General features: G+C 57.8%; 19 protein-coding genes. 14 read left to right on the forward strand and 5 right to left on the reverse strand.

Annotated features, from left to right (window positions below; translation table 11 throughout):
- Positions 1 to 18: 18 nt before the first annotated feature.
- A complete protein-coding gene (locus CQ018_RS05195) occupies positions 19 to 834 on the reverse strand; it encodes an alpha/beta fold hydrolase (protein WP_105548921.1) in 816 nt (271 codons plus the stop codon).
- 43 nt (positions 835 to 877) lie between these two features.
- Entirely contained in the window at positions 878 to 1,726 is an 849-nt protein-coding gene (locus CQ018_RS05200) for an ABC transporter ATP-binding protein (RefSeq protein WP_181149743.1), read from the reverse strand.
- Positions 1,727 to 2,112: 386 nt separating this feature from the next.
- On the opposite strand from CQ018_RS05200, the gene CQ018_RS05205 reads away from it, so the two are divergent.
- From CQ018_RS05205 to CQ018_RS05260, 12 genes are all read left to right on the forward strand, one after another.
- The gene (locus tag CQ018_RS05205; RefSeq protein WP_105548923.1) at positions 2,113 to 2,949 is read left to right on the forward strand and encodes an SDR family NAD(P)-dependent oxidoreductase; all 837 of its coding nucleotides are present in this window, start codon (positions 2,113 to 2,115) and stop codon (positions 2,947 to 2,949) included.
- Between the two features lie 42 nt (positions 2,950 to 2,991).
- Complete coding sequence (locus CQ018_RS05210) at positions 2,992 to 3,843, forward strand: ABC transporter permease (RefSeq protein WP_105548924.1); 852 nt, start codon at positions 2,992 to 2,994, stop codon at positions 3,841 to 3,843.
- Between the two features lie 119 nt (positions 3,844 to 3,962).
- Entirely contained in the window at positions 3,963 to 4,823 is an 861-nt protein-coding gene (locus tag CQ018_RS05215; RefSeq protein WP_105548925.1) for an SDR family NAD(P)-dependent oxidoreductase, read from the forward strand.
- A gap of 135 nt (positions 4,824 to 4,958) precedes the next feature.
- Positions 4,959 to 5,876, forward strand: coding sequence for a LysR family transcriptional regulator (locus CQ018_RS05220; protein WP_105548926.1), 918 nt, complete (start codon positions 4,959 to 4,961; stop codon positions 5,874 to 5,876).
- Between the two features lie 323 nt (positions 5,877 to 6,199).
- Positions 6,200 to 8,410, forward strand: coding sequence for an acetate--CoA ligase family protein (locus CQ018_RS05225; RefSeq protein WP_105548927.1), 2,211 nt, complete (start codon positions 6,200 to 6,202; stop codon positions 8,408 to 8,410).
- 4 nt (positions 8,411 to 8,414) lie between these two features.
- Positions 8,415 to 9,980, forward strand: coding sequence for an acyl-CoA carboxylase subunit beta (locus tag CQ018_RS05230; protein ID WP_105548928.1), 1,566 nt, complete (start codon positions 8,415 to 8,417; stop codon positions 9,978 to 9,980).
- A 10-nt stretch (positions 9,981 to 9,990) separates the two neighbouring features.
- Positions 9,991 to 11,376, forward strand: coding sequence for an acetyl/propionyl/methylcrotonyl-CoA carboxylase subunit alpha (locus CQ018_RS05235; RefSeq protein WP_105548929.1), 1,386 nt, complete (start codon positions 9,991 to 9,993; stop codon positions 11,374 to 11,376).
- 3 nt (positions 11,377 to 11,379) lie between these two features.
- The gene (locus CQ018_RS05240; RefSeq protein ID WP_105548930.1) at positions 11,380 to 11,601 is read left to right on the forward strand and encodes a biotin/lipoyl-binding carrier protein; all 222 of its coding nucleotides are present in this window, start codon (positions 11,380 to 11,382) and stop codon (positions 11,599 to 11,601) included.
- Between the two features lie 7 nt (positions 11,602 to 11,608).
- Positions 11,609 to 12,643: an NADPH:quinone oxidoreductase family protein gene (locus CQ018_RS05245; protein WP_105548931.1), complete on the forward strand. Its 1,035-nt coding sequence runs from the start codon at positions 11,609 to 11,611 to the stop codon at positions 12,641 to 12,643.
- A 155-nt stretch (positions 12,644 to 12,798) separates the two neighbouring features.
- Complete coding sequence (locus CQ018_RS05250) at positions 12,799 to 13,911, forward strand: ABC transporter substrate-binding protein (protein WP_105548932.1); 1,113 nt, start codon at positions 12,799 to 12,801, stop codon at positions 13,909 to 13,911.
- Between the two features lie 15 nt (positions 13,912 to 13,926).
- Complete coding sequence (locus CQ018_RS05255) at positions 13,927 to 15,000, forward strand: phosphotransferase family protein (protein ID WP_105548933.1); 1,074 nt, start codon at positions 13,927 to 13,929, stop codon at positions 14,998 to 15,000.
- Positions 15,001 to 16,257, forward strand: a complete 1,257-nt coding sequence (locus tag CQ018_RS05260) for an acyl-CoA dehydrogenase family protein (RefSeq protein WP_105548934.1) — start codon at positions 15,001 to 15,003, stop codon at positions 16,255 to 16,257.
- Positions 16,258 to 16,575: 318 nt separating this feature from the next.
- Here the strand turns inward: CQ018_RS05260 and CQ018_RS05265 are convergent, their stop codons facing one another.
- The 3 genes from CQ018_RS05265 to CQ018_RS05275 all read right to left on the reverse strand — a co-directional run bounded on the left by CQ018_RS05265 (position 16,576) and on the right by CQ018_RS05275 (position 19,877).
- Positions 16,576 to 17,943, reverse strand: a complete 1,368-nt coding sequence (locus CQ018_RS05265) for an NAD-dependent succinate-semialdehyde dehydrogenase (protein ID WP_105548935.1) — start codon at positions 17,941 to 17,943, stop codon at positions 16,576 to 16,578.
- Between the two features lie 73 nt (positions 17,944 to 18,016).
- Positions 18,017 to 19,081, reverse strand: coding sequence for an alcohol dehydrogenase (locus tag CQ018_RS05270; protein ID WP_258142408.1), 1,065 nt, complete (start codon positions 19,079 to 19,081; stop codon positions 18,017 to 18,019).
- Between the two features lie 121 nt (positions 19,082 to 19,202).
- Positions 19,203 to 19,877, reverse strand: a complete 675-nt coding sequence (locus CQ018_RS05275) for a GntR family transcriptional regulator (RefSeq protein WP_105548936.1) — start codon at positions 19,875 to 19,877, stop codon at positions 19,203 to 19,205.
- A 201-nt stretch (positions 19,878 to 20,078) separates the two neighbouring features.
- On the opposite strand from CQ018_RS05275, the gene CQ018_RS05280 reads away from it, so the two are divergent.
- Positions 20,079 to 21,026 (forward strand): alpha/beta hydrolase, encoded by a 948-nt coding sequence (locus CQ018_RS05280; protein WP_181149744.1) that lies wholly within the window; start codon positions 20,079 to 20,081, stop codon positions 21,024 to 21,026.
- 2 nt (positions 21,027 to 21,028) lie between these two features.
- Positions 21,029 to 22,636 carry an NAD(P)/FAD-dependent oxidoreductase gene (locus CQ018_RS05285; RefSeq protein WP_105548938.1) on the forward strand — a complete coding sequence of 536 codons (1,608 nt, stop codon included), beginning with the start codon at positions 21,029 to 21,031 and terminating at the stop codon, positions 22,634 to 22,636.
- The last annotated feature ends 46 nt before the right edge of the window (positions 22,637 to 22,682 follow it).

Consider the following 22,682-nt stretch of genomic DNA (forward strand, 5'->3'; position numbering starts at 1 on the left):
TTTTCAATGCGAGGAAGCTTAGGCACGGTCCCAGTTAGCTAGCCCGTCAAGGAATGGACGGATGGTCTTGGCAACTTCTTCAGGGTTTTCGAAGGCCACCAGGTGACCTCCGTTCGCGTAGAGCAACTGTGCGCCCTTAGTCGAGGCAGCTAGTGCTTCGATGGTTGCCTGGGGGGTGCTCTTGTCATTGCTTCCACCAATGACCAAGGTCGGTGGGGGAGTGTCTGTGGCAAAATCGCCAACGCTAGTCATTGCCTCAAAGTAAGCACCAATGGTCTCGCCGCCGGCTCCACGGAATTGCGCACTGGCTCGTGCCACGAGTGGATCGGTGCGATCCTTGGACTTCTCACCAAACCAGCGGTACATGGTTGTTTCATCGGCGGCTTCAAGTCCGCCTTCGGCACGTACCTCGGCGGCCCGGGCCGAAATAGCCTGAGTCGAGGTGGCGTTGTAGCCGCCGCTGGTGGCCATCAAGATCTGCGCATCAACACGGTCCGGGTAGAGCCCTGTTACTGCCTGGGCGACCATACCGCCCAGAGAGATTCCGAGGATGACCGAGGACTCGATACCTTCGGCATCCCACATTGCGGCAATATCTTGGGCAACAAGCTTTAGGGAAATCGGGGTTGAGCCGGCGATGCTTTGACCGTGTCCGCGAAAGTCCGGAGCCAACAAGCGGTATTCCGGGCCCAATGCTGCGGCAAGCGGCTCGTACCAGGACCCATCGAGGGCAAGGGAGTGCAACACCGTGATGAGTTTCGGGCCGGAACCGTACTGGCGGTACACGACTGTGCTTTGGTCAGCACCCTGAATGTTCTTTAATGTCTTAGGCAATTTCTTACGCTACTTTTCTTCGTTGAAAATCTTGGCGCGGGGCTTAGGAGTTCTTGTTCTCTTCGCGCAAGCGTTCTTCGGCCAGATCAACTTCCTGGCGCAGGCGATCGGACATCTCATGGAAGTAATTCTTAAAGACATCCGAGTCGCGACGCATTTCCTGGCGACGGGGACGCTCAAGATCAATCTTCATATCCACAACCATGCGTCCCGGGCGGCTGGCCATCAGGATTACACGGTCTGAAAGCAGGATAGCTTCTTCTAAGTCGTGGGTCACAAAGATGACGGTGGGGCGCTCCGCTTCCCACAGGCCGGTAAATTCTTCCTGCTGGATGGCACGGGTCTGTGCATCAAGTGCTGCGAACGGTTCATCCATGAGCAGTACTTTGGGGTTCTGGACCAAGGTGCGGGCAATGGCAACACGCTGGCGCATGCCCTGGGACAGGTGCAAGACATCGGACTCTGCGAACTCGTGCAGACGAACCTTGCGTAGCCATTCCTCGGCGCGTACCTTGCGTTCGTCAGCTGGAACGCCTCGGACCTCCATGCCGAGTTCCACGTTTGAACGCACGCGGCGCCAGGGGAGCAATGCATCACGGGCAAAAAGGAATGCTGCCTCATTGCTGCCGGTGCGGATTGGCTTGCCATCAATTTCTACGCTGCCGGCACGTGGCTTGAGCAGGTTTCCGACCATTCCAAGTGCGGTGGTCTTGCCGCAACCCGAAGGGCCGACGATGCTGACAAACTCGGAAGGCTCAATGCGCAGGTTGAAATCGTTCAGAACGCGGACCGGGCGGTTTCCGTGCAGGAAGCTGTGGTTCACGTTCTTGAACTCGACAGAAACGCCTTGGGCGGTCTTGGCCTGTTTGGTTGCTCCAGCTAGTTGGCTCACGGGAATCTCACTCTCATTGCTCGAGCGAAGGGTGGTGTTCAACAATTCGCTCCAAACGACTAGGACTTACTTGGCTTATTTCTAGGGGTCTAATTCATGAGGTGTAACGCGGAAAAATCCGGCTAGCTTGCTGTGCTCAAAGCGTCGGAAAATTGGCTTCATATCCTGTGGTGCGCGTCACTCATCAGTCCATGAATCGTTCAACACCTTGAGGAGTGAGTCAAGGTAAAAGTGGGTAGAACGGAGCTATCGCAACGATAGGTCTTTTCTTATTGCTCGGGCACCAGATAGCGGACAAGCTTTCTCAAACGCACCATTCTTGGGAAGTGCCTTGGGCTGAATCCAGCCAGCGCATCCCGTGCAACCATTCTTCAGGAGGAAGAACGATGACTAACGTCGCAACCCAGACCAGCACCAAAAAGGTTGGTATAGCTACCTTTGATTTCTCAGGTCAGGTAGTCATTATCACCGGCGCCACCGGCGGGATCGGTTCGGCGTTGGCGGAAAAGTACGCCGAGGCCGGAGCCAACCTAGTACTTCACGGGCGTAAGGCAGAAACCCTGCAGGAACGCGTTGAACGAGTCGAAGAACTCGGTGCTCAGGCAACGCTGGTGACCGGAAATATTAAGGAACCAGAAACCGCTCAGGCACTGGTTGCCGCAGCCATGGAAAAGTTTGGCCGCATCGATGTACTGATCAATAACGCCGGTGGAAACTTTGCTGCACGCCTCGAAGATCTCTCGGTCAACGCCTGGAACGCAACCATCGGAACCAACCTTTCCGGTGCCTTCTACACCGCTTGCGCCGTGCTTCCGGTATTCGAAAAGCAGGGTGGCGGTGTGATCATCAACGTCGGCTCCGGCTCGGCAAACTACGCCCACCCGATGCGTGGTGCCTACGCCGCAGCCAAGGCCGGGCTCGCCTCATTGACCAAGACCATGTCTTGGGAATGGGCGGATCGTGGCATTCGCGCCAACTGCGTGGAGCCCGGTGCAACCCTTACCCCATCCTCACGTTTTGCTAATGAGGATGTTGAAAAGTCCTTCGGCGAATTCCTCGCCCTGGGCCGCGTTGGCCTGCCCGAAGAGGTAGCCGACGCATGCATTTACCTGTCTTCGGATGCGGCAAGCTTCATTACCGGCACCGTACTGCAGGTTACCGGTGGTCCGCACACTTCGTCCCCACTGGACTCGAAGCTTGTGCGCGCACCACGCGAAGACTAATCCAAAAAGCTTCACCGAAGACTGAAGGAAAAAGGTACTGACATGGCAACCACAACTCCCACTGGGGGCGTAGCAGCATTAGCCAATGGGCTCGCGTACGATGACAGTTCAATCCTTGCCGAACGCCGCAAACGCAAGGTCCAGCAGACGCTTTCCGTGTGGGGTCTGCGCGTTGGAGTGCTAGCTGCATTCGTGCTTCTGTGGGGCACGGCTGTGCAACAGGGGTGGATGGATAAAACCCTCATTTCCACCCCCATCGATGTTGCCACAAAGTTTGTCACCCAGCTTGCCGATTCCACCTTCTGGGTTGACGTGCTGGCGACCTTCTCCGGTGCGATGGCAGGTCTAATCGCCGGTGCGGTGCTCGGCATTCTTGCCGGTGTAGTCTTCGCTCGCGTCGAGGTCCTGCACATTGCCGCCAGGCCGTTCCTGACTCTGATGAACTCGTTGCCACGCCCGGCGTTGGCCCCGATCTTCATTCTTTGGTTTGGTCTTGGCTTTGGGCCGAAGGCACTGGTTGCCTTCTCGGTGGTCTTCTTCGTGCTGATGACCAGCACCATGGGCGCACTGCAGGCGCTGGATCATGACATTAAACAGTTGACTCAGTCCCTGGGCATGAGCAAGGCGCAGCGTTTCTTCAAGATTGAACTGCCATCCGCGCTTCCTTCCATCATTGGTGGTCTGCGACTGGGTGCCGTGTACTCCGTTCTTGGTGCGGTGGTCTCCGAAATGGTCGGCGCCTACACGGGTCTTGGCCAACGACTGGTGGTTGTTACAAACAACTTCCAGGTTGCCGAAACCTTCGCCATTCTGCTGGCCATGGGCTTACTTTCGATGGCACTTGACGCCTCAATTTCGGGGCTGCAAAAAGTCGTCACCAACATGACCCGCTAGGAAAGATACGCATTTATTCAATGAAGCATGACTAACAGATACCGACCCCTCGAGCAAAGCCGCTCGAGAGGTCGGTATCTGTTTTTCTGTCCGAAGATTATCGAGGAGACCCCATAACCATGAGCACTTCCACCACCAAAAATGCCCCCATCCACGCGCCATGGCCAGCTCGGATCCAAGCAGATGCGGCGTTGCCTGCACATCAGGTCCCACATGAAGGACTCTTCCGCTTTGATGGCAAGAGCTTTGTAGTCCTTGGTGCCGGAGGAGGAGTTGGCGAACATATTTCCCGCACGATCGCTGCCCTAGGTGGCAAGGTTTTATGTGTTGATCGTGAAGCGGCTGCGGTGCAAGCGTTGGCCGAGGATCTGGGCATGCCCTACGTTGCTGCAGATATCACCACGGAGCTGGGTTTGGCTGGAATCGCCGAATCTGCACGTCGCGAGTTCGGAGTGATCTCCGGCTATGTTGATGTCATTGGACAGATGTTCCGCAAAGAAATCACCGAATATTCCCTCGAAGACTGGGAAAAGGATTTCACGGTAAATTTGGGCCACGCATTCTTGGCGGCCAAACATTTGGTGCCCCTGATGGATGGCGGAGCAATTGTGCATATTTCAAGTTCCGTTGCAGCCCGAGGTGGGCTCATGGCCCCGGGCTATGGGCCAGCAAAAATGGCTTTGGAGGTCTGGGTGAAGCAGTTGGCGGCAGTTCACGGACCACGCGGTATCCGCGTCAATGCGGTGGCACCGGGCCTATTTCTCTCCCCACGCGTCGAGGCGCGCGGCCACAGCCAAGCGGAGCTGAAAGAACTTACCTCACGCCCCTCGCTGGGACGATTGGGGCAACCCTATGAAATCGCCGGTGCCGTAGCTTTCCTGCTATCCCCGGCGGCCGGCTACATTACCGGCACCACTATCCCCGTCGAAGGTGGAGCCCTGTCCCGGGATTCAACCGGTGTGGATGCCATCATGAAGTAACAAACCGAACGGTTAGTCAGGCAGTCGGAGAAATACTGCGACCCCGTGGACTGAAAATCAGAAAGAAGCTGTAACCTTGCGGGTGTTACACGTCACAGGCCTGACCCCCAAGAAGGCCTGACAAAGGAGAAAAACATGAGATTCGCACAGTTACGCTACCTAGAGGCGGCGCTACGAACCGGATCTTTTAGGCAGGCGGCCAAGGAATTGGATATCTCGCAGCCAACAATTACCAACCAGGTTCAGCGCCTCGAGGAAGACTTGGGCGTGGTGCTAGTGACCCGCGGAGCCAAGGGCGTGAAACCAACCTATGCCGCCGAGCGGATCTTGCCGCACGTGATCGCGGCCGTACAGGCCGAACGCATGCTCCGTGAGGAAGCTAGCGCCATTAGTGGACTCAAGCTCGGTACCGTCAAGCTCGGGACAGTCCCCGCGGCTTCACAGACGATCCTGCCCAAGGTGGTTCAGCGGCTACTCACCGATTATCCTAATGTGCGCTTCGACGTTGATGAGGGTCCCTCGAAGATGGTTGCCCGGGGTGTGCTCAGTGGCCAATTCGATGTGGGGCTGGTGACCCGCCTGCCAGGTATCGAACTCACTCCGGCCGAGGGGGCCCTGCTGCACCATATAGATCTACTGTCCGGGCGTCTGGTACTTGCGGTTCCCGAGGGACACCCGCTGGCGGAAAAGGATGAATTTGATCCCGCCGACCTCGAAGGTGAGCCAATGATCTTCCCCGCCGAGTCGAGCATTTTGCGTGCCGCCTTTGAGAAACTGTTCGAAGGGCTTGAAGCTCGCGTGGTTTACTCAACCCCGAACGCCGAGGCTTCCCAGGCCATGGTGCGCGCTGGCGTTGGCATTTGCATGGCTAACACGCTGCTCGATTCAACGGTCAGCGGAAACGGTGTCTCACTGGTTCCGCTGCCCTACGACTGGGCGTATGCGAAGACCTCGGCGATCGTGCGTAAGGACGAAGCGCGCTCCTCGGCAGTACAGGCACTATTGCGCCTTTTGCGCGAATCAACCAAGGGTTACGTGCCCAACGGCAAGTAACTTTTCCGCCGACTTAACAGATTAAAGAGCTCGGTGTTCAGCGACGAAGGCAGCCGCTGCGCACCGAGCTCTTTTTTGTTGGCACCAAACCTCGAGACACTCAACAGGTCCTCCTGGTGCCACCCGCTGGGGGACGCTATACCGCTGCTGGACGTGGGGCGATAATGGGTGGCCCACGAGAGGGCGATAGGGGGTGCCGATAGCGCAGTGGTATCACCGTGCATCAGCAAAATTGCTTCCCATTCCCGCGGAGAATCGCGAGACTAATCTCACACCGGGCGCGAAATTGGTCGCGCTGTTCCGAATCCCAGTGAGGTGCACAGTTGTCAATCGCAACCGCCCAGCAGAGCTCAGGCTCTATCCTTGAGCTGATCGCTCAGGCAAAGACCCGAGAATCCGCAATGTTTACCGAGGCAGAGGGTAAGACCCTGCTTTCGTCCTTTGGGATCGATACCCCACAGGGCGTAGAGCTTGAGCTCGGCGCCCCCGTTCCGCAGCACTTGCGTGAGCCCTTGGTCGTCAAGGCAGTCTCCAAGACACTAGTTCACAAGTCTGACGCTGGTGGAGTCAAGGTTGGCATCACCGCCGCCGAACTCCCAGCAGTTACCGAGGCCATGAAGGCTTCCTTGGCCGCAGCCGGCCACCAGCTCGAAGGCGTGCTGGTTGAAGAAATGATCCCCGCCGGACACGAGATCATCGTGGGTGCCGTTCGTGCACCGGGCCTGGGCTGGACCGTCATGGTCGGCCTCGGCGGCATCCTGGTTGAGGTCTTCGAAGACGTTGCCTTCGGTCTGGCCCCACTGAACGACACCCAGATCCTGGGCATGCTCAACGAACTCAAGGGCATGAAGGTTCTTGACGGCGCCCGTGGTGGCATCAAGGCAGACATTCCTGCCCTGGTAGACCTGATCGGCAAGCTCGCTGGTCCACACGGCCTACTGGCCGCCCTGCCCGATGACGTGCAGGAAATTGATCTGAACCCCATCATCGTTTCCGAGTCCCGCGCAGTGGCAGTAGACGCCCGCTTCGTGGTTGGAAAGGTCGAAGAAGACGCCGCGGCAACCACGCGCTCGGCATCCACCACCGACTTCTCCCCGCTCTTCCGCCCGGCCCGCATTGCAGTACTCGGTGCCAGCGGTAAACGACCCAACATGGCAAACCGCTTCATTCAGAACATCACCGCGGGCGGCTTCGCCGGCACCATCATCCCGGTCAACCCGACAGCGGACACCCTCGAAGGCCTGCCCGCCATTGGTTCACTCGCCGAGCTGACCGAACCGGTTGACTACGCATTCGTGGCCCTGCCGGGCGGCCGTGTTGCCCAGGCACTGAGTACGGGCAAGGGCATGGTCCGCTTCGCCCAGGTAGTTTCCAGTGGCTTTGGTGAGGTTGAAGAGGGCAAGGAACTCGAAGCCGAACTGATCCGCACCGTCAAGGATGCCGGAATCCGTTTGATCGGCCCCAACTGCCTAGGTACCCACTCCTCGGCTGGCAAGCTTTCCTTCGTGCCGCAGGCACCACTGACCGCGGGCACCACGGCGGTCATCTCGCAAAGTGGTGGCTTGAGCGTTGACATTCTGCGCGTTGGCGCTGCAAGTGGCATTGACTTCCACTCGGTGGTTTCCATTGGCAACAGCGCGGACGTCAGCGCCGCAGAACTACTCGCCGCCCATCTTGAAGATGATGAAGTTCAGGTCATTGGCCTGTACCTCGAATCCTTGAGCATTGCCCGTGACGTGATGGACGTGCTTACCACGGCAGTTACCCGCAAGCCGGTAGTTCTGCTGGCCGGTGGACGCACCCAAGGCGGCTCGCGTGCGGCAACCAGCCACACCGGTGCCCTTGCAGGAAACCACCGACTCTGGCCGGCAATCGCCCGCCAGGCGGGAATCACCCTGGTTGATTCCATTGGAGATTTTGCCAGCGCACTTCACGCACTTTCAACCCTCGATCTGTCGGTCAAGCCGGCAGGCAACGAGGCGGTGCTCTTCGGCAACGGCGGCGGAGCCAGCGTGTTGGGTGCAGATGCACTTGACCGTCAGGGCATCTCCACCACCCCACTGCCGGATGCCATCATTGCCGAACTTGAATCACTCGAAGTCCCACCGGGCAACGGATTCCACAACCCGATCGACGTCCCGGCCGGCACCCTCGCGGTGAAGAAGGGCGCGGTAGCCGAAGACATCCTCGGTGTAGTCCTGGGCGGAACCGAACCAGCGGTACTGATTACCCACCTGAACGTTGGAATCATCCAGCGTAACCTCGGGGCAACCCATGGGGACGTCACCGGAACCATTATCGATTCGATCGCCGTGGCACGGGATAAGTCCAAGTCCAACACCCACCAGATCCTCGTACTGAAGACCGACGGCAGCGAAGACACTGAAGCGATGATCACCGATTACTCGGCACGCGCCCGGAAGATCAATATTCCGGTCTTCGCAACCTTTGAAGATGCGGCCCTGGCAACACGGGCAGTACTCGAGCAAAGCATCCAAATTCACCAGCCAACTTTGAGCGCTAAGGGAAAGTAAGAACATGACACAGGAAGCCATTAAGGAAAAAGAAGAAGTCGTCGAACTTTCCCGCGAGCAAGAACACGAGGTGCGTCGCACCGCAGCTCTGGCCATGGGCGGCTCGCGCAAGCTTGATGCCCGCCGCGCCAAGGGTGAACTCAACGCCCGCGAACGCGTCGCCTTGTTGCTGGACCCGGGGACATTCCGTGAATCCGGCCTGTTCATCACCTCGGCCGTGGTCGCCGACCACGACAAGACCCCGGCCGATGGAAAGATTGCCGGCTCCGGTGAAATCAACGGTCGCCGTGCGGCAGTTGTTGCCTACGACTTCACGGTTAAGGGATCCTCATCTTCACCGGTCTCCAACAAGAAGATGTCTCACTTCAAGGCCCTGAGCGCGAACAACGGCACCCCGTTGATCTACCTCTCGGAATCCACGGGTGTACGCATGCCGGACGCCATGGGCGGCACCGGCATGGGCAGCGCAAACTCCAAGACCCGTTTCCTGCGCAAGCGTGAAGCTCCTTGGGTCTCGGCAGCCTTCGGCTACTGCTTTGGCTCCGCAGCCTGGCACACCGTCACCGCAGACTTCGCCGTCTTCCGTAAGGGCTCGGTCCTTGCGGTATCCAGCCCAGGCCTAGTTTCCCGTGCCACCGGCCAGGAAGTTGATGCTCAGGAATTGGGCGGCTGGAAGGTTCACGCCGATGTCACCGGTTACGCCGATGCAGTCGCCGATACCGATGAGGAAGCCATTGAATTGGCTCGTCGTTTCCTTTCCTACCTGCCGAGCCACAATGGTGAATTGCCGCCAACCGCACCGATCCCTTCGGGCTCGGGCGATCGTGCAGAGGAAATCAAGGACATTGTTCCGGAATCACGCACCAAGACCTATGACGTACGTGAAGTCATTGAGCGCGTTGCGGATACCGGTTCGGTCTTCCCGATCAAGGCACGCTACGCCAAGTCCTTGGTCACCTGCCTGACCCGCATTGGTGGACAGACCGTCGGCATCATTGCCAACAACCCCAAGTTCAAGGGTGGTGCACTGGATGCGGCGGCCTGTGACAAGGCAACCAGCTTCCTGGTGCTCTGCGATTCCTACAACATCCCGCTCGTGCACCTGGTTGACCAGCCGGGCTTCCTGATTGGTCTTGAGGCAGAACGCCAGAAGGTTGCCGGCAAGATCATCAACTGGATGAACGCACTGTCACTGGTCACCGTCCCGAAGATCTCGGTCACCATGCGCAAGAACTACGGCCAGGCCTTCATCAACATGGGTGGTGGCGGTACCGCAGATGCAACCGCTGGCTGGTGGAGCTCCGAGGTTTCCTTTATGGACCCAACATCCGCTGTTGCCGTTGTACACGGTGTGGATCCGAAGGAAGAACCGGAACTCTACGCCGAGCGCCTTGCCGAAATGGCCAAGGGAACCACCGCCTATGACGTGGGACGCGTCTATGGATTCGAGCAGGTCATTGACCCAGCCGAAACCCGCGACTTCATCCTCGGTGCGTTGGCCGACCAGTACAACGCACGCACCAATGGCATTGGCGAGCACAACCTCAGCACCTGGCCAACAAGCTACTAAGGAGAAGGACATGAGTTCATATCCAGAGTCGGTTCTTATTGCGAACCGTGGCGAAATTGCCAGACGCATTATCAAGACCGCAAACCGTTTGGGTGTACGCACCATTGCCGTCTACCACGAGGTAGACGCGGGCCTTCCCTATGTTCTCGAAGCTTCCCAGGCGGTACGCCTGGAAGGTGAGATCCCGGTGAAGTCCTACCTGGATTCCGAGCAGCTGATCCGCATTGCCAAGGAAACCAACGCAGCCTCGATTCACCCGGGCTACGGCTTTTTGGCCGAAAGTTCCACCTTCGCCCGCGCAGTAGAAGAAGCGGGCGTTACCTGGATCGGCCCGAGCGCCGATGCTATCGATTTGATGGGCGATAAGGTTGAGTCCCGTCGCACCGTGGCGGCCGCAGGCGTGCCCATCAGTGGGGATGCCGGTGCAGCACTGGAAAGTGCCGAAGAAGCAGTGGCCGAAGCAGAAATCATTGGTTACCCGGTGATGGTCAAGGCTTCGGCCGGCGGTGGCGGCATCGGTATGTCGGTGGCCCACAATGCCGAGGAACTTGCCAAGGCCTTTGCCAATACCAAGTCCATGGCCGCTCGCAGCTTCGACTCGGACCGCGTCTTCATTGAACGCTTTGTTGCCTCGGCCCGCCACGTTGAGGTTCAGATTCTGGGCCTTGCCGATGGCACGGTAGTTGCCCTGGGCGAGCGCGACTGCTCAACCCAGCGCCGCCACCAGAAGCTCATCGAAGAATCCCCGGCACCTAACCTTGACCCGAAGATTCGCGAGCGCCTGATTCAGTGCGCCATCGACTCGGCAGCCTCGGTCGGGTACCTCAATGCCGGAACCGTTGAGTTCCTGCTGGACACCGTCAGCGGCGACTTTGTGTTCCTCGAAATGAATACCCGTATTCAGGTAGAGCACCCGATCACCGAGATGACTCACGGTGTGGATCTGATTGAACAGCAGTTGAGCATTGCCGCAACGGGCAAAACAACACCTGACTTCAATCCGGTGCAGCGCGGACACGCCTTTGAATTGCGTATCTGTGCCGAGGATCCCAAGAAGTTCTTCCCACGTCCGGGCCCGGTCAACACCTTTGTTGAACCCACGGGTGAAGGAATCCGCGTTGACTCCGGGTATGCGGCAGGCACCGAGGTGTCCCAGCACTTTGACTCACTGGTGGCCAAGGTATGTGCCTACGGCCAGACCCGTGAAGAAGCGTTGCTACGGGTTATCCAGGCCTGTGAAGATCTGGAAATCGGTGGCTTGACCACCAACCAAACGTTCCTTGCCCAGATTCTGGCCTCCGAAGAATTTTCTTCGGGTAGCTATGACACAGGCGTGGTCGAAAAAATCCAAAAACGGCTTAAAGAAGAAGCCAAATTAGCCAAGAGGAGTGCGTAAATCATGGCAGAGAACATCAATGCAGACATGGCAGCAAACGTGTGGAAGATCTTGGTCTCCCCGGGAGATGTTGTTGAAGAAGACGACACCTTGCTGATCCTTGAAGCTATGAAGATGGAAATTCCGGTGACCGCCGAAGATGGCGGCAAGGTCTTAGAAATCCTGGTTGCCGAAGGTGAATCTGTAGCACCGGGACAGCCGCTGTTCTCCTTCGAATCGGAGTAAACCCGCAATGACTACCCCTGCAACCACGGAAGTAACGCTTCCAACAACACTCAAAGCTTGGTCGGTCACCGAACTCGGTGAACCAATCGATGCCCTGAAGTTCGCTGAAATTCAGGTGCCCACTCCGGGCCCGGGACAGGTGCTTGTCAAGGTGTTGGCCTCAGCTGCTAACTTCCCTGACGTGTTGATGTGCCGCGGCGTCTACCAGGTCAAGCCGGAACTGCCCTTCACCCCGGGACGCGAGGTATGCGCCGAGGTGATTGCCACCGGTGAGGGTGTCACCCGCGCCACGGTGGGAGACCGAGTACTGGGTCTGACCACGCTTCCCTACGGTGGCTTTGCCGACTACGCACTGATGGAACAGGGAGTAGTCCACCAAGCACCCGAGAAGCTCGACGATGCACAGGCCTCCTGCCTATTCATTGGATATCAGACCGGTTGGTTTGGATTGCACCGCTTGGCTCGCATCCAGCCCGGAGAAGTTCTACTGGTCCACGCCGCCGCAGGCGGCGTGGGCTCGGCAGCCATCCAGCTGGGTAAGGCCGCCGGTGCCACGGTGATTGGTGTTGTGGGAGGCGAGGCCAAGGCCGAGTACGCTCGCAGCCTCGGTGCCGATCTTGTCATTGACCGCCGCAAGGAAGACTTTGTAGCAGTTGTTAACGAGTACACCAACGGTCGCGGAGCGGATGTTATTTATGATCCGGTCGGCGGCGAGGTCTACAACAAGTCAACCAAGTGCATTGCCTTTGAGGGACGCATCGTCGTTGTTGGTTTTGCCGGTGGGGAGATTCAGACCGCCAAGCTGAACCACGCACTGGTGAAGAACTACGCAATCCTCGGTATCCACTGGGGCCTGTACAACACCAAGAACCCACAGGCAGTAGATGACTGCCACGCGGAGCTGACCAAGCTTGCCAACGCCGGAAAGATTGACCCGTTCGTCAGCGAACGATTCACCATTGACGGAGTTCCGGCAGGATTACAGCGCTTGGCAGACGGCAAGACAGTGGGCCGCGTGGTCATGGAGCACGCAGCACAGTAACAACGGCGCACTAACAAGACAGTGCAGCCCCGGGCAGCACACATGCACCACATGCCGCTGCAGAGAACCAGTTTTCTGCAGCGGCGCAGCAACACTCCCTTAGTTAGGCATCTTTTCGCCGTCACACACACGGCCACCGCAAAGGAGCAGTCACGATGCACACGCAGAATGGTTTGGTAACACCGGCAGGAGCAGGAAAACTTGCTCTCTCACGTCGATCACTATTGAAGTACGTTGGCATAGGCGGGGCCGCGCTGGGTTCGGCCTCATTGCTGGCTGCCTGTGGCGGTGGCGGTAACGCAGCCGGTGCCGGTGCTTTGCAGGACTTTGCTGTTGCTGCATTCCCCGGGGATGCGTACTTCCTTGACACCATTAACTTGGAAAACAAGGACTACGCAAATCACGGACTGAAGGTGGATAAGCACCTGAACCCGCAGTCCGGTGTTCAGGCATTCCAGCTGTTGGTCGCCGGCGCCATTGACGGCTACGCCGCAGATACCCTGTTGCTCATGGCAACACACGCAAACTCCTCCAAGGGCAAGCGTCCCATGCTCATTGGCTTCCGCAACGTGGAGACCACCTACGGCATTGTTGGATCTTCGAAGCACACCTGGCCTTCGGCCGATGCGAGCTTCGAAGAGAAGATTGCCTCGTTGAAGGGCAAACGCATTGGTGTGACAAGCGTTGGCGCCGGTGGCGATTTGCAGCTGAAGCTCGCCTTGGAACTTGCCGGCATGAAGTACGGGGATGTTACGGCCCTTGCCGTTGGTCCAACGGCCCAGGCAATTCCCAACCTGAAGGCCGACCGCATCGATGCGTACGTCACCGTGCAGTGGACCTCAACCCGCTTTGTTGCCCAGGAATCCGGTGGCACGGTACTGATCGACTTTGCCGAGAAGAACGTGCCGGATCTGATGCGTAACCAGGCAGTAGTGGCCATTGGAATGCGCGAAGAAACCATTGAGAAGAACCCGGATATGGCCAAGAACTGGCTTGCCGCACAGAACGATGCCAATACCTGGATCGTTGAAAATAAGGACAAGGCTGCGGCGCTGTTGAACAAGACGGGGTTGGGCGGCAACGGCCTGGAAATTGCCAACAACTATGTTGAGCACTACATCAATGACATTGCCCCGAACCTCAAGCCAATGTTCAAGGCAGATAAGGCAACCGTTGATCACATGGCGGAGCTTGCCTTGCGCTTTGGAAGCGTAAAGAAGGGGGATATCACCTTTGAATCCCTCGTTCCGGAATTTGCCCGGGCATAAAGAAAGCTTTGAACGATGAGCACCACAGAAAATGTTGAAGTGAAAACACAGACAGAATCACCGACCGGACTTGATCTGCCACGCCTGAAAACGTGGTTGGATGCACAGCACCCGGGCTTGGTTGCGGGTGAGCTTTCGGCATCCCTGATTACCGGTGGTAAATCGAACCTGACCTACAAGCTCACCGACGGTAGCAGCGAATGGATCATTCGCCGTCCACCACTGGGAAATATCATGGCAACCGCCCATGACATGCGCCGTGAATACGATATGGCCCATGCCTTAGGTGCCACCAATGTTCCGGTCCCCAAGATGCTGGCCTACGGAGCCGACAAGGACATTGTTGGCGCGGAGTTCTACATCATGGAACTCATTGACGGTGTTCCCTACCGTTACCGCGACGAGCTGGTTCCACTGGGTGAAGAGCGCACGCGTGCAATTTCCACCGAGCTGGTCCACACACTGGCCAAGCTGCACCAGGTCGATGCCGACGCGATAGGTTTGGGCAACTTTGGTCGCCCGCAGGGCTTTGTGCAGCGTCAGGTTAAACGTTGGAAGACCCAGCTTGACGCGTCTAAGACCCGCGAACTAGTCGGTGCCGATGAGCTTCATACCAAGCTTGCTCGTCTGGTACCGGAAAACTCGCCGGCCGGAATCGTGCACGGTGACTTCCGTCTAGATAACGTCTTGATGAGCCCGGATGACAAGCCGGCCGCGGTGATCGACTGGGAAATGGCAACACTGGGTGATCCACTACTGGATCTTGCCCTGATGCTGACCTACCAGAAGCGCGCACGGATCGTCTCCACGTGGGAAACCACCGACCAGGCAACCATCGATGTGACGCTGGCGCCCGGATACCTTTCCGAGGAAGAGATCATGGATCTTTACGCCAAGAAAACTGGTACCGATTTAAGTGGATTTGGTTTCTATTTGGGGCTTGCAGCATTCAAGCTTGCGGGCATTTCCGAAGGTGTTAGATTTAGGCACATTAACCGCCAGACAGTTGGCGAAGGCTTCGAGGACAGCGGAAATTCAGTGCCATTGCTGTTAGAACTCGGCCTAGAAGCTCTTAAGGAGTACAAGTAAATGGAATTCTCAATTGACGAAAAGACCGAGCTGCTCAAAAAAGAGCTCGTCGATTTCATGTATTCGCACGTCTACCCCAACGAGCAGGCCTTCGCCGACGAAATTGCGGGAATGGAGAACCCCTACGCCTGGTCAGAGTCCAAGATTCTGAACGAGCTGCGTGCCGAGGCTCGCAGCCGTGGTCTGTGGAACCTGTTCCTTCCGGGTGAGGGCGGTGCGGGACTGACAAACGTCCAGTACGCCGCGTTGTCCGAAATCACCGGCCGTGCCCGCACGCTGGCACCTGCCGCACTGAACTGTGCTGCACCGGATACCGGAAACATGGAGCTGCTTGCCGAGTTCGGTACCGAAGAGCAGAAGGAAAAGTGGCTCAAGCCGCTGTTGAACGGCGAGATCCGTTCGGCCTTCGCGATGACCGAGCCGAAGGTTGCTTCCTCGGATGCAACAAACATTGAGACCTCGATCGTGCGTGATGGCGACGAGTACGTCATCAACGGCACCAAGTGGTTCATTACCGGTGCCATGAACCCCAACGCGGAAATCTTTATCGTGATGGGCAAGACCGATCCGACCGCGGATCGTCACAAGCAGCAGTCCCAGATCTTGGTTCCGCGCAACACCCCGGGGCTGACCGTCACGCGCGGCATGACCATCTTCGGCTACGAGGACCACTACAACGGTGGACACGCGGAGCTGGAGTTCAAGGACGTGCGCGTCCCGGTCTCCAACCTCATCGGAGCGGAGGGCGAGGGCTTCGCCATCGCTCAGGCTCGTCTGGGCCCCGGACGTATCCACCACTGCATGCGTGCCATTGGTATGGCCGAGCGTGCCATCTCGATGATGTGTGAACGTGCAGATACCCGCACCCCGTTCGGCAAGCCGCTCTCCGAGCAGGGCGTTGTACGCACCTGGATCGCCGAGTCGCGTGTGAAGATCGAGCAGCTGCGCCTGATGGTCCTGAAGACCGCATGGTTGATGGATACCGTGGGCAACAAGGCAGCTCACACCGAGATCCAGGCCATTAAGATTGCTACCCCGGAAGCCGTCGAGTGGATCCTTGATAAGGCCATTCAGGTACACGGTGCCGCTGGCCTCTCGCAGGACTTCTTCCTGGCTTCATCCTTCGCCTACGCACGCACCATTCGGTTCGCCGATGGCCCGGATGAGGTTCACAAGAACTCGATGGCTCGCAATGAGCTCAAGCGTCAGCGCGCCCGCCGTGAGGCTCGCGCCGCCGCCGCAGCAAACAAGGGCTAACTAGCCTCTCCCTATAGACACCTGTGTCCCCCTTTCAGCTACGCACGGCAGGAAGGGGGACACAGGCTTGCCCAAAAATAACTGTCTATGCGGATCTTCATGAGCCGAGGACTTGTGCGTAGAGCTCCAATGGGTTGCTGTGCTTCCCATGCATGGCAAGGTGCAACTACTGGTTGTGCTCAGTTGATGAAGTCTTGTGCTGGGAGGGCCTGCTCGGCGCCTCGGGTAAGGCCGAAGCCATGGCAGCAGAGGTCAAGCCCAAGCCCTCAAGAATGTTAGGGGGCTTGGGCTTGACCGGGACAAAGAGTGGGCCAATAACTAGGCCGGAATACGAATGAGCTTCTTGTTTGAGAATTCATCGATTCCGTAGGCGCCAAGTTCTCGACCGAACCCCGAACGTTTGGTGCCACCGAAGGGCAAATCTGCCTGGCTTCCGGCAACTCCGTTGATGACGACCATGCCTGCCTCGAGACGATCAGCAACGGCATTTGCCTGCTCGGTATCTGAGCTAAACACCGCGGCCCCCAGTCCGTAGTCGGAGTCGTTGGCCAACTCGATGGCATGTTCGGTATCTTCTGCGCGCAGGAGCACCGCCACCGGGCCAAAGATCTCTTCGCGGAACGCACGCATACCCGGTGTGACACCGACAAGAACCATGGGAGCCATGAAGGCGTGGGGATCCTGCACCGAATGCTGGCCAACGAGCAATTCTGCGCCTTGGTTTAGCGCGTCCTGGACTACCTCGAGTATTTCTGTCTTGGCGTCGGCAGAATATAGCGGGCCCAGGAAGGTTGTCGGATCCAGGGGATCCCCATATGTCATCGAGGAGACAGCCTGGGCGAACGACTCGGAGAATTCCTCGTAGGTCTCATCCAAGACAATAATACGCTTGGAAGCGATGCAAGCCTGGCCCGCATTGGCAAAACGACCCCGCAGGGCCGACTTGACCGTTCTGGCAAGATTTTCGCCGTCCAACACCAATAGCGGGTCCGAGCCACCGAGCTCGAGCACAACCTTTTTCAGGTGCTTCCCGGCTTCCTCAGCAACCGCTGCACCTGCCTTTTCCGAACCCGTCAGTGAGACCCCCTGGACATGTGGGGACGCAATCAGGGCAGCAATGTCGCGTGAGGATGCCAGCAGGTTGATGTAAGCATCAGTGGGAACGCCCGCAGCGTGTAGGACCTGCTCGAATGCCAAGGCGGACTGTGGGCAATTGCTCGCATGCTTCAGCAGGATGGTGTTTCCGAGAAGTAGGTTGGGGATTGCGAATCTGGCCACCTGATAGAAAGGGAAATTCCAAGGCATGATGCCCAGAACCGGTCCAATCGGGCTGGTGCGCACCAACGCGGTGTCGCCACTTGCTGGGTTCAGTTTTTCATCGGCCAAGAGTTCGTGAGCGTTCTCGCCGTAATAGCGACAAATGGATGCAACAAGGAAAAGCTCACCCTTGGATTGGGAAATTGGTTTTCCCATTTCTCGCGTGATAATTTCGGCAAATTCGTCGGCTCTTTCCTCAAATGCGGCAGCTGCCCTGAGCAGTGTTTGGGCGCGGTCCTGAAGTGAAACCCGTTGCCAAGAACGGTAGGCGAGCGCCGATTTTTCTGCTGCGCCGACGATCTCTTCGCGGGACAGCGTGGGGAATTCAGCCTCGACGATGCCGGTGGCTGGATTGGTTGAGCGGTACATGAGCGGGGCTCTCCTGTCTGCGGTGATCTTGTTCGTGAGTGAAATAAACTAAATGCACAATGCATTCTTTTGGTTAATTACTTGATTCCAAAACGACGCGGCCAGAGATCAGGCGGTTTTCGAGGGCATCGAGGGCATCTCGGACTCCGTCGGCGGATAATGAACCCGAATGAGGTGTAGAGCGGGGGATCTGCCCCGACTTGGCCAGCTCGACAAGCTGGTGCAACTCACCGAGGTTGCCCACGAAGCTACCTTGGATGGTGATCATTTTCATGGAAATCATTGCGGTGGGTATGACAAGTTCTCCGCCAAAGAGCCCCACCTGAACCATGATCCCGCCCTTGTTGAGCCAATCGAACCCGATGGCCGCGGTCTGTGAATTGTTGACGAAGTCGATGATCCCCGCGGGGCGGGCGTTGAGTGATTTGCCAATGGTTGCCGCCGAGCTTTCCGCATCGATCTGCAGGGTCTGGGTGGCACCGGCGTCGGTGGCCAGCGCAAGGTTTGCTGGGTTCAAGTCGATGGCAATAATGTTCTTGTGGCCCAGCGCCTTGAGGATTGCCACCGCGCTCAGCCCGACCCCGCCGGCGCCGATAATCGCAACCGGTGCCTCCGGTGGCAACGGGAGGATCTTGTTGATGGCCGAGAATGACGTGACCCCTGAGCAGGCAAGGGTTGCTGCCCATGCGGGATCCAAACCTTCAATGTCTAGAAGGTACTTTTCGTGGGGAACCAGTACGTGGTCTGCGTATCCGCCGGGCAGCTGAATCCCAATGGAGCGCGGTGCTCCGCAGGCGTTTTCGGCGCCGTTTACACATTGCACACACTCCGTGCAGCCAAGCCATGGGTAGAGCAGTACCCGATCACCGATTTTCCGGTCCGTGACCTCGGCGCCAACGGCAAGAACCTCGCCTACGACCTCGTGACCCATGACAAAACTTTCGCCCATTCCTCGCGAGGCAAGGGAGAGTTTTCCGCGGCTTCCGAGATCAAAATATCCATCGCGTGCGTGGATGTCGGAATGGCAAACGCCGCTGTGTGTGGTTCTGAGCAGGACTTCTTTGCCCGTGGGAACCGGAGTTTCTGAATCAATTTCCCGGATGGTCCGGTCGGCAGCGAACGCAGTAAATGACCTCAATGGTGACTCCTTGGGGGTAGTTGCGTGATTCATGTCACGCAAGAAGACCATGACATGAAGTTCGCGGTTCTGTCTAGAGGGGGGAGTCGGTAACCGAGGCAGGCATCGGTGGTCGCGCGACTTAGTTTCCGGTGAGCACCTGATGGGGGTTTCGCTCCTGGGCCATGGCGGTTACGAGGCGCTCAAAAAACTCGGTGATCTTGGTGGCGGCGGTGGCCGTATCGGGCAAAATCTCGGCAATCTCGGTGAACGCCGCATCCCATAGCGGGGCAAAATGTTGGTACGGGTACATCGAGATGCGTCCACTGATCCGCGTGGACAGCTGTGTGGCAAGGGCCTTGAGTTCGGAGTTTCCCGCCATGTTGAAGACCTCGTTTACAAGCAGGGAAACCGGGCCGCCCTCGGGCTTGCGAGTCTCGGGATGTTCAATGCCGGGCCCGATTTGAAGCATGATCTTACGCAACGCCTTGGTATCCTGGGTGGTGCCGTCGATCCGTGCGATGCCCAGGCTCAGTAGTGCCCCGAGCGCATCCATGAGCTCTTCGGCCTGATGCTGCGTCAGGGTCATGACCATGCGTCGCTTATTGGGCAGCACATCGATGAACCCTTCGGAGATCAGTACCGCGATAGATTCACGCACCGGAGTGATGCTCACGCCCAGGCGTGCGGCAATTTCCGCATCTCGGATCGGTGCGCCGGGTGCCAGGAAGCCGCTGGAGATTTCCGCGCGCAGCTGCGTGGCGACCGCTTCGGCCCGTGTCGTGGGAGCGATGAAGTTGTTTGGCCCGGTCGTCATTGGCGTTTCTCCTGCGTGGATCCGGTGAAGCTGTTCACCCTAGAGCATATGGGCGAAAAGCGGAAGGTCCGCAAATAGCTGGCAGAAACTTTCCTCTAGGGACTAGAAAGAATGCATTATGCATTCTATGCTGATGTGACCCGCCCCACTCCGGGGTTGCCGGTTCACCCACAGCAAGCTCCGAAATCAAAGGAACGATTAGTGGCTCTCGATGAAGCAACGCAGCAACTACTGCGCACCCTAGCAGCGGCGCCGGACGCCGTACCGCTTGCCTCGCTGACCCCGGTCCAGGCCCGCGCCTTGAGCTCCTCCCGTGCAACGGCATATGCCCCGGGACCCGAAATCTTAGACACCACCAACTTTCTGTTGCCCGTCTCGGGAAACTCAAACATCCGGATGCGGATTCATACACCAACGACCACCCCCACTTCGGTTCTTCTCTACCTCCACGGCGGTGGCTGGGTCATTGGAGATCTTGACACCTATGATTCTTTGGCCAAAAATCTTGCCCACGAATCCGGGGCAACGGTCGTGCTTGCCGAATATCGCAAGGCCCCGGAATTTCCCTTCCCGATTCCCGTTGAGGACGCCTGGGCGGCGTATTGCTGGGTCGTGGAAAACCTCGAGCAGCTTGCCTCCCTGGATGCGAAGCTACACATTGCCGGAGACAGCGCCGGAGGAAACCTTGCCGCGGTGATCGCCCGCCGTGCCCGTGATGCAGCGGTGGGCAATCTAGCCAGCCAGATCCTCATTTACCCCGTGGTGGATCACGATTTGAGCCGGACCAGTTACCTCGAGCGTGAAAACCAGACCCTGCTGCCGAAAGCAGCCATGGAGTACTTCTGGGGACACTATGCACCGGACGCCCAAGACCGAAAACACCAAGATGCCTCGCCCCTGCACTGCACGGATCTTTCAGCGCTCCCCAACGCACTTATTATCACCGCCGAGCATGACGTGCTGCGCGATGAGGGTGAACACTATGCACTGGCGCTGACCGAGGCAGGAGTCCACGTGGAGCATCACAGATGGCTCGGGCAAATGCACGGATTTATCCAAATGGTGGGAATCCTTCCGGCAAGTTTGGAAGTAACCCGATTGATTGCCCGTCATATCAGCGAAAATGAACAACTTGAAAGCGAGGCCTAAAGATGGCTCTGCCAAACGACGTAGATGTATTAGTGGTTGGTGCCGGGTTCTCCGGACTGTACATGCTGCACAAGCTACGAGGCCTAGGCCTTAGCGCCGTGGCCCTGGAAAAGGGCGACGGCGTTGGCGGAACCTGGTACTGGAACCGCTACCCCGGAGCGCGGTGCGATGTTGAAAGCCCATACTATTCATATTCGTTTGATGCGGACCTGGAGCAGGAATGGGAATGGACCGAACGCTACCCGGCACAGCCCGAACTGCTCAAATACATCAATCATGTGGCAGACCGTTTTGAGCTACGCAAGGATATCTTCCTAGAAACAACGGCAGTTTCGGCCGTGTTCGACGAGTCGGAAAACCTCTGGACCGTCACAAGCATCGGGCCAGAAGGTGGCCACGTCACCCGCGCCAGGTACTGCATTATGGCAACCGGCTGCCTTTCCTCGGCGCGCATGCCAAATATCCCCGGACTTGAATCATTTCAGGGCCAGCTACTGCACACCGGCATGTGGCCGCACGAAGAAATCGATTTTACCGGCCAACGCGTGGGCGTCATTGGCACCGGTTCCTCCGGCATCCAAGCAATCCCGGTCATTGCCGAACAGGCCCAGAACCTACAGGTCTTCCAGCGCACCCCGAATTTCTCGGTCCCGGCCTTCAACGGCCCCATCGATCAACAGTGGTACCGAGAGATCAAAGAAAACTACCCCGAACTACGGGAACGTTCCCGCCACACCACCATGGGAATTCCCTTCCAGCGGCGCGACCAAGCGGCCATCGACATCAGCGAGGAAGAACGCGAGCAAGTCTTTGAGGAACACTGGCCCAAGGGTGGGTTCAGGATTTCTTCCTGCTTCAACGATCTGATGCGTAACCAAGAATCCAATGATTCCTTGGCCTCATTTGTCAGAAACAAGATCGATCAGATGGTTCATGACCCCAAGATTGCTCAGTTACTCAAGCCCTACGATCACCCGGTCACCGGAAAACGCATCTGCGTTGATACAAACTACTACGCAACCTATAACCGGGACAACGTTGAGCTCATCGATGTGAAGAGTGACCCCATCCAGGAAATCACTGCGCACGGTATCCAGACCGAGGACCATTTCTTTGAGCTTGACACCATCGTGGTGGCCACCGGATTTGATGCCATGACCGGGGCAATGCTGCACATGGATATTCGCGGCCGCGGGGGAGCATCGCTGCGCGAGCACTGGGAAGCCGGAGCCCGCACCTACCTAGGGCTCGCCGTCGCCGGATTCCCCAATATGTTTACCATTGCAGGGCCCGGCAGCCCCAGCGTGCTGAGCAACATGCTCACCTCCATTGAGCAGCACGTGGAGTGGATCAGCGACCACCTGGTCCACCTGCGTGAAGGAGGTTACACGAGTTCCGAGGCGGCAACCGTCGCGGAGGATGAATGGGTTGATCATGTGCGGGAACTTTCCGAAAAGACGCTATTCCCCAGCGCTAATTCCTGGTACCTAGGTGCCAACGTTCCGGGCAAGCCACGGGTATTTATGCCTTATATAGGTGGCGTTGGAAGATACCGTGCCCATTGCACCGACATCGCTTCCCGCGATTATGAGGGGTTCGTCTTGAAATAGCCCTGCATGGTGGGTGCTTGCTGTGTGGCGGGGGAATCCCACTACA

The sequence above is a fragment of the Arthrobacter sp. MYb227 genome (genome assembly GCF_002975435.1).
GTDB lineage: Bacteria > Actinomycetota > Actinomycetes > Actinomycetales > Micrococcaceae > Paeniglutamicibacter.